Origin of the sequence: Stutzerimonas stutzeri KOS6, from assembly GCF_000307775.2 — a bacterium.
GTDB classification, from domain to species: Bacteria; Pseudomonadota; Gammaproteobacteria; order Pseudomonadales; family Pseudomonadaceae; genus Stutzerimonas; species Stutzerimonas stutzeri_B.
The window spans coordinates 1400576-1413338 of sequence record NZ_KK020676.1 but is presented as its reverse complement, the minus strand read 5'-3'; the positions used below and the strand labels follow the sequence as shown (position 1 = coordinate 1413338).

Annotated in this window: 15 protein-coding genes; 11 read left to right on the top strand and 4 right to left on the bottom strand. The window is 55.9% G+C overall.

The features are described 5' to 3' along the window. Positions 1-51 precede the first annotated feature (51 nt). The 9 genes from B597_RS34565 to B597_RS34525 all read left to right on the top strand — a co-directional run bounded on the left by B597_RS34565 (position 52) and on the right by B597_RS34525 (position 8682). Positions 52-1113, top strand: a complete 1062-nt coding sequence (locus B597_RS34565) for a tyrosine-type recombinase/integrase (RefSeq protein WP_003296823.1) — start codon at positions 52-54, stop codon at positions 1111-1113. 190 nt (positions 1114-1303) lie between these two features. After that, complete coding sequence (locus B597_RS34560) at positions 1304-1537, top strand: hypothetical protein (RefSeq protein WP_003296821.1); 234 nt, start codon at positions 1304-1306, stop codon at positions 1535-1537. Next, positions 1530-2396: a helicase RepA family protein gene (locus B597_RS34555; RefSeq protein WP_031323436.1), complete on the top strand. Its 867-nt coding sequence runs from the start codon at positions 1530-1532 to the stop codon at positions 2394-2396. Before B597_RS34560 ends, B597_RS34555 begins: the two co-directional genes overlap by 8 nt. Further along, positions 2377-3273, top strand: a complete 897-nt coding sequence (gene repC / locus B597_RS46420) for a replication protein C, IncQ-type (protein ID WP_082321517.1) — start codon at positions 2377-2379, stop codon at positions 3271-3273. The genes B597_RS34555 and repC overlap by 20 nt, the downstream gene beginning before the upstream one ends. Positions 3274-4339: 1066 nt before the next feature. Continuing rightward, positions 4340-5272, top strand: a complete 933-nt coding sequence (locus B597_RS34550; protein ID WP_003296818.1) for a phage integrase N-terminal domain-containing protein — start codon at positions 4340-4342, stop codon at positions 5270-5272. Positions 5273-5504: 232 nt separating this feature from the next. Continuing rightward, entirely contained in the window at positions 5505-7538 is a 2034-nt protein-coding gene (locus B597_RS47630) for a hypothetical protein (protein ID WP_024161985.1), read from the top strand. A 106-nt stretch (positions 7539-7644) separates the two neighbouring features. Further along, positions 7645-8016: a hypothetical protein gene (locus B597_RS34535; RefSeq protein ID WP_003296813.1), complete on the top strand. Its 372-nt coding sequence runs from the start codon at positions 7645-7647 to the stop codon at positions 8014-8016. Then, entirely contained in the window at positions 8016-8255 is a 240-nt protein-coding gene (locus tag B597_RS34530; protein WP_003297391.1) for a hypothetical protein, read from the top strand. Before B597_RS34535 ends, B597_RS34530 begins: the two co-directional genes overlap by 1 nt. A gap of 10 nt (positions 8256-8265) precedes the next feature. Then, complete coding sequence (locus B597_RS34525; RefSeq protein ID WP_003297390.1) at positions 8266-8682, top strand: hypothetical protein; 417 nt, start codon at positions 8266-8268, stop codon at positions 8680-8682. A 178-nt stretch (positions 8683-8860) separates the two neighbouring features. On the opposite strand, the gene B597_RS34520 is transcribed toward B597_RS34525, so the two are convergent. Beyond that, the gene (locus B597_RS34520) at positions 8861-9076 is read right to left on the bottom strand and encodes a hypothetical protein (RefSeq protein WP_003297389.1); all 216 of its coding nucleotides are present in this window, start codon (positions 9074-9076) and stop codon (positions 8861-8863) included. Between the two features lie 75 nt (positions 9077-9151). On the opposite strand from B597_RS34520, the gene B597_RS34515 reads away from it, so the two are divergent. Together B597_RS34515 and B597_RS47975 are read left to right on the top strand one after the other, a co-directional pair. Further along, positions 9152-9508, top strand: a complete 357-nt coding sequence (locus B597_RS34515) for a hypothetical protein (protein WP_003296810.1) — start codon at positions 9152-9154, stop codon at positions 9506-9508. 9 nt (positions 9509-9517) lie between these two features. Next, positions 9518-9901: a zinc ribbon domain-containing protein gene (locus B597_RS47975; RefSeq protein WP_003297388.1), complete on the top strand. Its 384-nt coding sequence runs from the start codon at positions 9518-9520 to the stop codon at positions 9899-9901. 190 nt (positions 9902-10091) lie between these two features. Here the strand turns inward: B597_RS47975 and B597_RS47005 are convergent, their stop codons facing one another. The 3 genes from B597_RS47005 to B597_RS34505 form a co-directional block, all read right to left on the bottom strand. After that, a complete protein-coding gene (locus B597_RS47005) occupies positions 10092-11120 on the bottom strand; it encodes a hypothetical protein (RefSeq protein ID WP_152028164.1) in 1029 nt (342 codons plus the stop codon). A 434-nt stretch (positions 11121-11554) separates the two neighbouring features. Then, a complete protein-coding gene (locus tag B597_RS34510; protein WP_003296808.1) occupies positions 11555-12139 on the bottom strand; it encodes a hypothetical protein in 585 nt (194 codons plus the stop codon). Next, on the bottom strand, positions 12105-12763 hold a 659-nt coding region (locus tag B597_RS34505; protein ID WP_082321513.1), incomplete at its 5' end, for a phage integrase. The genes B597_RS34510 and B597_RS34505, both read right to left, overlap by 35 nt.

Below are 12763 nucleotides of genomic sequence, written 5' to 3'. Positions count from 1 at the left end.
CCGAGGTACAGTTTCGGTACAGTCCCGTACCGAGCACACCTCGGAGCACGTATGGCGACCCTCGTAAAAACCCCCTCTGGTACATGGAAAGCAGTCATCCGCAAGACTGGCTGGCCAACCAGCTCCAAGTCCTTTCGAACCAAGCGTGATGCCGAAGACTGGGCACGCCGCACCGAAGACGAGATGGTGCGTGGTGTCTATATCGAACGCAGCAGCTCGGAGCGCACGACGCTTGAGAAGGCTCTCAACCGCTACCTAGCGGAGGTCTCACCGACCAAAGCCCCCAAGACCGCCAAATCTGAAGCCGGTAGCGCAAAGATACTGATAGCTCGCCTTGGCAAATACTCGCTGGCCGCTCTGTCTGCGGACATCCTGGCTGACTACCGAGACTCCCGGCTAGCTGAGCGCAGCCGGCGTAAAACTCTAGTCAGCCCCAACACAGTCCGACTGGAGCTAGCCCTTCTAAGTCACCTCTTTACCGTGGCGATCCAGGAGTGGCGGATTGGGCTTCCGGCGAACCCGGTTCTCAACATTCGTAAACCTAGCCCCGGCCAAGGCCGTGATCGCCGTCTCTCTGCCGACGAAGAACGCCGCCTGGTGCTAGCTGTGAATGCGCACAGCAACCCTATGCTCGGCTGGATCGTCCGCATAGCCATCGAAACGGGTATGCGCTCGTCAGAGATCACCGGTCTACGCTGCCAGCAGGTCGACCTGCAAAAGCGCGTAGTGCGCCTTACAGATACCAAGAACGACAGCGCCCGAACCGTCCCCCTCACAAATGTGGCCACCGAGACTTTCAAGGCAGCTCTCGCCCACCCCGCCCGCCCCAAAGACTGCAACCTAGTGTTCTTTGGCGAACCAGGGAAGGACAAGAAACGCCGTCCCTATGCCTTCACCAAAACCTGGGGATTGTTGAAGAAGAGTCTCGGCATGCCCGATTTGCGCTTCCATGACCTGCGGCATGAAGCGGTCAGCAGGCTGGTCGAGGGCGGCCTATCCGATCAGCAAGTCTCGGCCATCAGCGGACATAAATCGATGCAGATGCTCAGGCGCTATACACACCTCAGGGCGGAGGATCTGGTCGAGCAGCTGGACAGGATTGGCCGAAACTAGCCGAATCCGATTCTGCATGCGGAATTATTTGGAATTATTGGCTGGCTGATAGAAACGTTGGGCTTTGTCCACGAGGCTAGCCGAATCTCGCCTGTTTTAATCCATTATTGCTAGTTCGGTTGAAAACGCCGAAAAAGGGGCACTCCCTTCCCACTGTTATAGGAAATCCAGAACCAAAAAGGATCTCCTCATGCACAGTGAAAAATTCGAACAGCTGTTGATCGAGCGTTACGGCCCATTGATGACGCGGCGGCAGCTCGCGGAGCTACTGCATCGGAGCGAGGGCGGCCTCAACTACATGCTGTCTCACCCGGGCACGAACGAGCAGGCACACGCGTTTAACTCAGCAAAGGTCAGGCTCGGTCGATCAGTTTATTTTCGCTCATCGGAGATCGCTGCGGTGCTCGGTGGCGGCGATGATTGACCTGCGCTCGGCATTCACAAACGAACCGCCTGCGCTCGATCTAATCTGGCCGGGCTTCCTTGCCGGCACAGTTGGAGCGTTGGTATCGCCCGGCGGCGTAGGGAAAAGCTTCTGGGCGCTTGAGGCAGCGATGGCTATCTCATGCGGCGTGGCAGGCGGCGACCTGGTTCAGCTTGAGCCTCATCGCAACGGGCCAGTGCTGTATCTCGCCGGCGAAGATCCAGCATCGGCTCTAGTTCAGCGCGTGCATGCGATTGGAAAGCATCTCTGCAATCAGTCTCGCGAAAGCATCGCAGCGAATTTGCGGCTTGAGGCGATCATGGGGCAGCGCCTAGATGTTATGAGCAAGGAGGGACTTGATCGTGTCGTCGCGTTAAGCGCCGGGGCGCGCCTGATCGTGCTCGACACGCTTAGTCGAATTCATCAGCTCGATGAAAACAGTAACAGTGATATGTCGCGGCTAATCAGCAGACTTGAGCAATTGGCAGTGGCAACCGGCTCGTCCGTGCTGTTCCTGCATCACGTCAGCAAAGCTAGTGCTCGTGATGGCCAGTTGGATCAGCAGCAAGCCTCCAGAGGCGCCTCTGCGATTATCGACAATGCGAGATGGTGTGGGTATGTGAGCAGGATGAGCGAGGCCGAGGCCGCACGGCTCAGTGATCGCCTTGATCGGGGACCGATCTGTGACAGGCGCGGTATGTTTTTGCGGTTCGGCGTGAGCAAAAACAACTATGGATCGACCCCTCACGACCGCTGGTATGAGCGGCGCGAAGGGGGTGTGTTGATGCCAGTCGAGCTTTTTGCTGCGGCCAATAAGCAAGAGAAAAGGGGGCGGGCTTATGAGCAAGCAGCGTACTAGCTTTGCGCTACTTGATCCTGGCCACGTTTTTGACGGCCTGTTTGTTCCAACTCAAGGTAGGTCACGGGGCCGACTTCTAGTCTCACCACGCCGGTTTGGCAGGCTGGAAATAGGGTTCCAGGGTTACGAGCAATTAGGCGCGGACGATCAGAGTTTTTTGCTAGCGCTGACCGCCCAGTTGGGGATTGAAAAACGAGTCATCGAGGCTTCTCCGGCCGGCCAAATTGGTGCGGAGCTACGTCGCTCGCTGGATCTTAACCTCGACGAAGTCCGTCCCGTGGCGACGAAGGCGGTCAGCCTGAGAAGCCTATTGGTAGATGCCGGTTATCACCCGAGCAGCAGCACCAACAGGGCATGGGAGAGCCTCAACAGGTTGCGGGCTACTCAGATTAGGGAAATCGATAGGGAAACAGGATGGGACCGTGTATGTAACCTCGTCTCGGTCTCGATAAATCGAACTGAGCGCCAAATTTATGTAGCAGCGAACCCGCGGCTTACAGCCGCCCTGTTCGGCGCCCAATATGTGCCTGTCTCTCTTCTGGAAAGAAACCTGCTTGAAACAGATGTCGGCAAAATATTGCATTGCTGGCTGTCATCTAACATCCGTCCAGGGCAGTCACTGGGGAACGGCAACGGTGCACATTTAGAAACTCTCGGCGCACGAGTCTGGGGCCCAACCTGGTCTGGTTCAAGCAGGCAGCAGAGAGGAAAGCGCCGAGGCTTGATCCGGGATGCCCTTGCTGAGCTTGCACAAAAAACAAACGAAAGCTCCAGTCAGGCCGGATGGCAAATCGATCTGTCGCATAGTGAAATCATGATGATTTCACGGCCTCGAGCTATAGCCCGAACCGTTGACAAATATAGCCCGAACCGATGACAGGCATAGCCCTAGGTGATGACATTGTAACTCTGACAATCAGTCTCAAAGCCCCGACGCCAGGGGATCACAGCGCCTGGCAGGGAATCCCCTCTAATACCTTTCTAGGTAGCTTCTACTGCGCAGCAGGACGCTGTTGCGTCAGCTGCTGTGTGGCAGGGAAAACCTAACCTCAGCCGACGCAGCTTTTGCTTTTAGCTGTGCGTCACTACACCTGGGTAGTGACGCACAGCGTATGGGCGCGCAGAGCGCCCACCAGGCTCGCTTTGCGAGCCTGGGAAAAAGCAGGCTTGGAAGGTATAAAGCATTGAATCTTAAGCGGATTTTAAATACGGAAAAAGTGACATGCTTTTGAGTTGCACGAATTTCTCTGCCTGTTAGTTTGAGTGACCGTCAGGTGATTTAACAGAATCCTCATCACCAGCAAAAACGATTTTGCATCCTGTTCGGCATTCCAAACTGGATTGAAATCGGCTGGTGTGGGGTATGCACCCAAGGTATTTCTTGGTGCATACCAGCCCGCCACTGACAGTAGCTAGTGCTTTGTCAGCGGCGGCAAAGGCAGGTTGATTTGGCAACCAATCTGTTCAGCAACACGCCCTCCCGGCTTAGCCCACTCAGCTGAGCCGGGGGTTTTCACAAATGAGTAAAGGTCCAGCTCTAGACCTCAAAAACCGAGTCGTGCCCCGCGAAAACGGCATGAACTGAATGGGAACAGTTCGTAATAAAGCACGGCTCTTGAGCCCCAGGCGCAGCGTGACGCCCTGGTTTCCCGCCGACTAAAAAGTCGGCTTTTTTGTCGATCCACGCTCGACGAGTCGGCATGCCTTGCATGCCCACCGCTGAAGCAGCTGCTGCTCATCGTTTGATTGAGCGCCTGCTGTCGCGCCACCGCCCGCTGCCGGGCAGGTCGTGCGTCGCCCTGTTGGGCTGGCTGTGTGAAACGCCGTTCCGCTCTGAGCGAAAGCTCACTCCCCCGCAGTTTTGCGAAGGGACAGGAACAAACACTTACCTCGAAATTTTGGCGTTTCGAACCTCGTTTGTAACTTACGGATCGGCGAAGAAAATGGATAAGTTGGGCTGGGATTTTATTCAGCAGCAGAAACACAATCGCGATGGCTCGTACGCAACGCAAGCAGCTCGATCTGCAACGCTGAGCCTGAGCGCCCGCCAGCTGCGCGAGCTGGGCTACCGCAACCTCCGAGTCAACACCGTTGGCCAGCGCCATCTGCGCGCCTTGGTTCAGCACTGGCAGGTAACTGGTGTATCGCCGGCGACCATCAAAAACCGGATGGCCCACCTGCGCTGGTCCTGCGAAAAGGCCGGTCGCAGCGGCGTTGCTAAAATCAGTAACGACGAATTGGGCATAGCACGTCGTTCATATATCGCCAAAGAGAGCCGCGCCCGCGAGCTCCCTCAAACAAATCTCAATGCAATCACCGATCCGTACGTCCGCTTTAGCCTGCGTTTGCAGGCCGAGTTCGGGCTTCGGCGGGAAGAGTCGATCAAATTCATCTCAGCAGTGGCCGATCAGGGCGGCCACATCGCTTTAAAAAGTTCTTGGACAAAAGGCGGCAAGCCCCGCGAAGTTCCGATCCGGACACGGTCCCAAGAAGACCTGCTGACCGAGGTTCATGCATTCACAAAAGGCGGCAGCCTGATCCCTTCCCATCTCTCATATAAACAACAGCTCAAGCGATACGAGCATCAGATTGCCGCCGCGGGCCTGAGCAAAATGCACGGCCTACGCCACCTGTATGCGCAGCAGCGCTACCTCGAGCTGACCGGTAAGCAAGCCCCTGCCGTCACCGCCTCAATCAATGCGCAGCTAATCGGCGGCCGCGAACGCGGCTGGCTAGGCCAGGTCGCCGTTCCTACCGCACAGACCTCAATTAGTCCGCCGCTGAACGACCGAGAAGCGCGCCTCCTCATTTCGCACGAGCTTGGCCACGAGAGAATCGCGATCACCAGTACCTATCTTGGATCGACCAAACCATAACGAAGCGGCGAGTAAACAATATGAAGATCTATGGTAACGAAACCACAGTCACCCGACTGGTCGGCACCCTCTTTTCATACCTTTGCGGCGCAACCCTTGCGTCGTTCGGCCCAGACCTATTCCCGGCGCTGGGGGGCTTCGCCGCGTGGCCAGGTATCGTGTTGGGAGGGGCTGGGATCATCTATTGCCTGCCGCCCGAGCCGCCCCAGCCGGGCGAGAAAGGAAGCGAGTAATGGACTCTGCAAAGCTCGGTTGGCTCTTCGCATTGTTCGATGGCGTAGTCGATTTTCTAATCGTTGCCACCTCGCCTTTTTTGTCGATGATTGGCCAGCAGATCAACGAGTGGATAGTCACGCTCGGATTCATATCCCTGATCATCATGGCGATTCGGCTACCTGCGGACGGCCCGCTTCGCGCTGCATTCAGCGGTCCCGCCATCCTCCTCGCGCTTGTCTATGGCCTTCAGCCAACACCTCTGCAGCTGACGAGCGGGGCTACGGTCGACGCAACGAACGCGCAAAAGATTGCGTACACCGTGATCATGACGATCAACAAATCGCTGAATTCTGCGATCGCTAAAACCATGCAAGGCATGAGCGTGGATGGGAATTTCATCCCGGCTGATGCCCTTTTGAATTACAGCGTGCAGCGCACAGCTGGCCAGTATGCAAACAGCGAGCTCGGGCGCCTGATCCGCGATTACAACGAGCAGTGCTCCCCACCAAGTTCGATTTTTTCAAACTCCACCAATAGAACACTGGTCCAGGCTTATCACGCCGTCGGCCTGTTGGGCGGAGCCGGCCTGGGGATCCCCGACGAGCAACGTGGCGTCTGGGCGCAGATGAAAATCGCCGGGCGAGGCGTGGGCGAAATAGTAAAGTCGGTCGGGTCATGGTCAGGGCAGGTCGTTACAGCAAATACGCTCAGTGAAATTCTGGACGCCGGCGCAGTCAGAGAACGCCGCGCCGAGGGCCTGGCCGCGCTTGCAAAAGCCGATACCATCTTCGTGACTAACCGCCCGTACGTTCTCCCAACGCAGGAACATTGGTCGGCGATACAGGCCGGCAAGGCGGATGTGACACCCAGCTACCTCACGATTGGCGACGCGCCAACACAGGTTCGCGATGCCCTCGTCAAAAACGCGGTGGCCTGGCAGGCGGATCAGGGTGGTGAAGAAGCGTCTCAGGGTTTCACGATAAAAAACTGTGTGGAGGCGTACCACGTCGCACAGTTTGCCGCCGAGCAGGCATACCGGGCCCTGGTAGAGAGCGGTGGCCGGACGTCCGTCGGTCAAAGAACCGACATCGATGTGGGCGCGCTTGCCGCGGGCCGCAGCTGGAAAAAAGTTCAGGAAGCTGTGTACGCGGGCGGTGCGAATAAACAGGCTGGTACGGTTTCCACCGTGGTGGCCGGCACCATATCGACTTGGCAAGCCGGTAAAAACTATCTGAAGTGGATCGAGCTGCAGACGTTGCTACCCGCCTATGTGGCCGCGATGGCGGGTGTCTTTTGGCTCGTGCTGATCATCGGTCCCATTGCCATCGCCATGTCACCCCTCAGAGGCTGGCAAACCATCCCGCAATGGCTCGCGATGCTCGCGTTTCCAGTCTTCGCGATCATTTTTTGCCATTTAATTGCCGTCTCAGCATCAGTCGCAATGAGTTCGGTTGCGTTGGCCCAGGCCGCACTATCAGCCGGCTGGCAGGGCGGTGGAACCGATCTCGACCTGATATACGGCAGCATCCAAATGTTGTTCGGCCTGCTGCTTGCAGCAGGCACCTGGTTAGCCACAACGATCACCGGCGTCAGCCTGGGCGGCCTTGGCGGAGCGGCACGACAGCAAGTTGTAACTGGGGCCGATGTCGCTAAGGCAGCTGCAGCCACAGCAACGATCACAGCCAGGGGCGCCGCGCTCGCCAGTAAAGCGGCGGCTAGCCCCAAAAGTGGCGGTGGCGGTGGCGGTGGCGGTGGCGGTGGCGGTGGCGGTGGCGGTGGCGGTGGCGGTGGCGGTGGCGGTGGCGGTGGCGGTGGCGGTGGCGGTGGGAGTGTTGGGGCGAAAATGCAGTTCTCCCAATCAATATCTTCAAATGGCGTACAGCCAAGTGGCAGATCCGAGGCTAGATACAGTGCACGGTTCGGTGCTCAGCTCATACCTTCTCGAAAGCCGAATATCGATGCAAGTCAGCCCGCAAGCAATAGCGATGGCTTCGCCCTAGGCCGCACTCCACGCAGCAAAAAAAAGCGTCGGCCAAAGGATGACGAATGATTAGGCTCCCATATTTCAGAGTCCCGGACGGACCTGGGGAGTGGCTTCTGGCACATCTGCAGATCGGGAAAATAGGCAACCCCACAAAACTTTGGAGTCGCCTGTCATGCTCAGTTTCCCGGCCTGGTTAACGGCTGATTTCACTATGATTCGGGATACCCCAGTCAATCTACGCCACATCTTGGACTGCGCGGCCAAGCACAGGGATCTGTGCTGGCTATTGCGCGGCGATCCCCATCACCTCCATCCGCAGCTCAGCGCAGTCCTCTCGTTTGATCGGAGCAGCAACGATATACCGGTCGAGCTGCGCCCGATCAAAACCCCAGATATCGATTCAGTGGGCGCCTACCTGCTAGTCACCGAGATCAATAGACGCAGCGGCATCGATGCACGCAGTGAGGAACGACACGAGCAATGGTACGAGGAGCTGCTTAGCCAATTGCCCAAAGTGAACGTGCCATACGGCGGGAGGGCCTGATGGCCGAGAAGATCCGCTTGGCTTGGCTCCTCGCAGTAGTGCTGCTGATCCCTGTCGCCGCACTCCTCGCTGGCCAAATAGCATTCCTCACTCCACACCTGACCTACCTGTCGATGCTGCTGATAGCTACTGCTGCAGCAATGAGTGCATTGCATCGACATGGCCAAGCAGAACAGATGCAGAAATTCTGCTGCATTTTCATGGGGCTCTCAGCTGCCCTGCTTTCAGCGTTGCTATAGGAGAAACGATATGGACATGAATCTAGCCCGCGCGCCACTACAGGCCGTCGCGCTCCTAACCGGCGACGGCGCCGCCAGCCAGGCACTGTTCGCATTTCTAGGTGAGACACAAGCGGAGGCCGCTACTGCGTTGGCAGGCTCGCCCTGGGGGGCTAGCGTGAACATGGGGCTCGGACTGCTAGGGCTAGAAATGGCGCTGATGGTCTGCCCGCCGCTGATCCCGGACGGCTCGCCTGCACGCTACCAAATTCGCGCCATGGCGCTGATGACTAACGATGCGCCGACTCGTGCAGCGCTACTGCAGATCCTGGGCGAAAGTGAGCTCCAGGCGCGTACCGAGCTGGAGAACAGCTGCTGGGCCGACGCTGTTGCTGATCCAAAGTACGAGCGGCACCGGCTGGCGCTCGAGCTTGGATCTAATCAATAAACAATTATTGATTTTTCATTATTAAACTATTGACGGGTAGACGATAGATAGCAATATAATGGCATCAGCGGCGCAGTGGGTTATGTAGAGGGACCCTGCCGTTGGGCGAGCTGGGAGGAGGAGCGTAAAAACACTCCTCCCACGGCCCTACACTTTTCAATTGCGCAGGTGGCTCGTGTCAATCAAAGAGGCCGATCTGCGGCGCTATATCGCCGCTGGCATAGTCCAGGAAGCGCAGGCCATAAAAGCCGCTGATGGCTGGCTGCTGCAACTTCAGCTGCAAGACGAACTGGCAACCCTTCAAAGGCAGCGTGGGGGCCCCCGTATATTCAAAAGCCTCGACAAGCTGGCTCAGATGCTTGAGCGAGCGGGTCTGGCGAAGTTCGTGGTCCATATTCTGCCAGCTTCGGCTTCTGCCACGCATACCGAGCAGTGAGGATGTGGTGCGTAGCCCATATGGAACTCATGTATGAATCCGAAATATCTGAACACCTGCTTTATTGCCGCCGCAGCCATAGCACTGGCCGGTTGTGGAAATAGCTATGACGGCATGTACGCAGCCGAGGCTGGCTTTTTAGGGCCCTTAATCACTATAAAAATCGACGGAAGTAAGGCGGACATCGTGCAGATAGATCAGCTTCAACAGCGGATCACACGCGAGGAGACCTGGCGCGCCGAAGACAAGGGCGGCGAAAAGCTTCTGCTCACAAGTCTGGATGACATCACCTACGCCTTCGTGCGCGCCGTTGATGATAGAGGCATCGAGTGCTTGAACTGTGGCGATGACCTACCAGTCTCGTGGCAGCCCTTTAACCCAACCAAATAAGGACGTGACATGGGTTTCATAATCATCTGCTGGATCGTGATGGGTGCTCTATGCGCACTCATTGCGCTCGCAAAGCGCCGGAGCGGCCTGGGATGGTTCCTGCTCGGGTGCCTCTTCGGCCCACTGGCCCTGCTATTCGCGGCGGCTATGTCTGCAGCTCCGAGGCAACTTTGCATGCCAGCTTTGCCAGCGGATCCGCAGAAAACCTGCCCTTACTGCGCTGAGACAGTAAAAATGCAGGCAGTAGTCTGCAAGCACTGCGGCCAGCGGTTAGGAAGCGTAATCGAGAATAATCCCATGCGGGACCAGTGGAGCAGCGAGCTTGAAAAACTCCCGCAGCGCAAAGCAAGCCGTTGGGGATCCTCCCCCCAACAGGATAAAGAGCACGACTAGCGCTCAAGGCATCAAGAACAAAGGCGATTAAGACTCGCTTTTCGCAGCTAGGAAGACGCACCTCTACTCCCTTCGCTAGGTACAGCTAGATCTAGATGTTTCTATTTATCTATCAATGTATGTGCTTTTGCGGGCACCTGAATGCCGATCATTGTGTTGAGGGTGGCGATATAGATGCATTTCGATATTGCTATCTTTGACTATTTCCTATTCTCCTCTTGCTTATTACGTTAGGGTTTCCTTTTGAAAGGCCGCGATCACGACTCATTGAGTAATATTTAGCACCATCGTACTCCATAGCCCAATACGCGAGATCGTCATTCCAGGTCCTAACTATAAGCTGACCGACATTGGCATGATTCGCAATGCTCAGATATGACTTCCATATTTTTCGGTAATGCCAGTCCAAGCTTCCAAATATATAATCCAATTCGTCTTGAAAAGACAAATTGCTAAAGATCAATACCGTGGCAAGCTCAACCCCTGTTTCATTTTCCAAATCCCATCTAGCCCCGCTGTACCAATAGCTTAAGGCTTGAAAAATGCCTCTTGAGCTCTTCCCGTGAAATCCTTTCCCCGTTATTGGACTTAAATATTTTACTTCGACGCCGATGTATTTATCAGTGAATCCATGTTTAACGAGGCTATCCTTCGCTTTTATTATAAAATCTATTCTGATGCGCTCTGGCTCTCTATTTACGAACCCTGTCCCACTGACCTCGTGATGAATATGAAACCACTTCGAAAAGTTTTTTATGAACCATTCGTGAAGCTCACCTTCGCTCTGCCATTTCGATGAGTACCCCTCGTTTATATAGCGCTCACGCTGGCGTACAAGATATATAGGCAGCAATGCCGACTTATCAATCTCGTTATCCGAACAATAACTCTCAATGACGCCTTCCAATTCTGCTAGTTTTTGATCGAAAGTTTTAATATTTCTTGGTTCCAGAGGAAAACTCCGAACAGTTTCCATGGCCAACAGAATCTCTGATCTCTTCTTTGAAAATGCATCTTCCAGATATATGTCGCTAAGCGGAGGTTGTATCTTGACTTTTGCCTTGCTAATTTCTCCGCCCCTGAACTCGCCGCAGAACTGACACTGATTTGCATATGCCGTACCGGCTCCTTTATTTCTCAGTCGCAGCTCTAGATGGTCAGAGCAATCGTGGGTTAGGTCCTCGAGAACTGAGGCAGACTCAATATGTGTGTAGTGCATGGAGCTATAGTCCAGGGCTTGATATTTATAATGGGTGAAATAGCCGTCGGCGTGCCGGTTGAGGGGGCGGCAGATTGGCCGCGCCGGGATCTCATGGCTGTGCACAATAATTGGCGATCAGGCGAGGGCAGCCTGGCACCATGATCAACCACTAGCGGCGATCTCAGATTGCCATAGTCTGCACAAAGAAAGGTACAGCAGAGGTACAGCGCCCAGCTGCCCCCCTCTAGCCAAATCTAACGAAAACTCCATGTATTCAGCTACTTAGATATGTTGAATCTGAATCTAACTTAACCTACTATTTGCGGGCCTCGGTGCGTTAGGCTACGACTTGTAATCAGTAGGTCCCGGGTTCGACTCCTGGTGCCGGCACCACCTTTCAAAGCCCCTCAATGCGGGGCTTTCGCGTTTCTAGTCCCCTGAAAGATTCCATTTCAATTCAGCGACGCGTCCACATTACGTCCACGCTGGATCCATCGGCGCCACATTGGCACTCTCTCCGAGGTTAAACGGCGACCAATTTCTAATGCAGATTCGAGTACCCCGGCTGTTTCTCGCCAGACGATTTCTTGTTTGCAACCTTCGTACAGAACACCGTTTTCGGTGACGTCAGACCTCACGCTATCCACCAGCTGATAGAACCTCACGATTTGCCGCGCCTCGTCGACTGACAACGTACCGAGACGCCCGACGTTTTCTTGATACACCCTGTTGTAGTGTTCAGAAATCGGCACCTTCAGAAAGAAAGCATCCTCAGCGAATTCCTCAAGTTGCTCGTCTGTGAGCGCCTCGAGGTACTCAGCCACCTCCCGAATGTATGGCAAATATTCACGACGATCGCACAGCTCAACTAGCGCTCCCACCTCAGCTAGCAGAGCGGCGCGAACAGAGGTGCGCTCGCGTTTCGCCTGTTTTATCGACAACCACACATTGCCGTATGCAGCGCTTAAGCCCGTAGCTAAGGCGACGAGGACAGTTGTCCAATCAACCTTGCCTGCTATCTCCATCATTGTCGCCATTGAGCACTCCATTTACATCTGCCGTCGCCAGCGGGTTCAGTGTGACCACCTCAGCCAAGTGCCCCGGGCTGAAGTGGGCGTACTTCATGGTCATCGCCAGCGAGGCGTGGCCGAGCACTCGCTGCAGGGTGAGGATATCGCCGCCGTTCATCATGTAATGGCTGGCAAAGGTGTGGCGCAGCACGTGGGTCAGCTGGCCGGCTGGCAGGTCAAGGCCTATCGCGTCGACCGCCTCGCCGAATCGCTTGTAGCAATCGCCGAACGGCAGCGCGGCTTTGATCTTCGTCTGCAGGTCCTCGGTGATCGGAACCGCTCGGTTCTTCGAGGACTTCGTCCTGGTGTAGTGGATCCGGCAGTCGCGCACCTGGCGAGCAGTCAACCCTTCCGCCTCTGACCACCTGGCGCCAGTGGCCAAGCAGATCCGCGCCACCAGCCCGGCTTTCGGCGAGATCTCGTCCAGGGCAGCGAGCAACGGCTGGATCTGATCGCGCTCCAGGTACGCCATCTCCGTCTCGTCGAACTTCAACGCCCGCGCCTTCGCGAGCCGGTTGTCACCCACCCACTCCCCAAGCCGCTCGAGTTCGTTGAACACAGCGCGCAGGTAGGCCAGCTCATGGTTCAGGG

Coding starts and splice junctions, on each gene's coding strand:
- B597_RS34565 (WP_003296823.1), top strand. CDS start 52: ATGGCGACCCTCGTAAAAACCCCCTCTGGTACATGGAAAGCAGTCATC.
- B597_RS34560 (WP_003296821.1), top strand. CDS start 1,304: ATGCACAGTGAAAAATTCGAACAGCTGTTGATCGAGCGTTACGGCCCA.
- B597_RS34555 (WP_031323436.1), top strand. CDS start 1,530: ATGATTGACCTGCGCTCGGCATTCACAAACGAACCGCCTGCGCTCGAT.
- repC (WP_082321517.1), top strand. CDS start 2,377: ATGAGCAAGCAGCGTACTAGCTTTGCGCTACTTGATCCTGGCCACGTT.
- B597_RS34550 (WP_003296818.1), top strand. CDS start 4,340: ATGGATAAGTTGGGCTGGGATTTTATTCAGCAGCAGAAACACAATCGC.
- B597_RS47630 (WP_024161985.1), top strand. CDS start 5,505: ATGGACTCTGCAAAGCTCGGTTGGCTCTTCGCATTGTTCGATGGCGTA.
- B597_RS34535 (WP_003296813.1), top strand. CDS start 7,645: ATGCTCAGTTTCCCGGCCTGGTTAACGGCTGATTTCACTATGATTCGG.
- B597_RS34530 (WP_003297391.1), top strand. CDS start 8,016: ATGGCCGAGAAGATCCGCTTGGCTTGGCTCCTCGCAGTAGTGCTGCTG.
- B597_RS34525 (WP_003297390.1), top strand. CDS start 8,266: ATGGACATGAATCTAGCCCGCGCGCCACTACAGGCCGTCGCGCTCCTA.
- B597_RS34520 (WP_003297389.1), bottom strand. CDS start 9,076: ATGGACCACGAACTTCGCCAGACCCGCTCGCTCAAGCATCTGAGCCAG.
- B597_RS34515 (WP_003296810.1), top strand. CDS start 9,152: ATGAATCCGAAATATCTGAACACCTGCTTTATTGCCGCCGCAGCCATA.
- B597_RS47975 (WP_003297388.1), top strand. CDS start 9,518: ATGGGTTTCATAATCATCTGCTGGATCGTGATGGGTGCTCTATGCGCA.
- B597_RS47005 (WP_152028164.1), bottom strand. CDS start 11,120: ATGCACTACACACATATTGAGTCTGCCTCAGTTCTCGAGGACCTAACC.
- B597_RS34510 (WP_003296808.1), bottom strand. CDS start 12,139: ATGGCGACAATGATGGAGATAGCAGGCAAGGTTGATTGGACAACTGTC.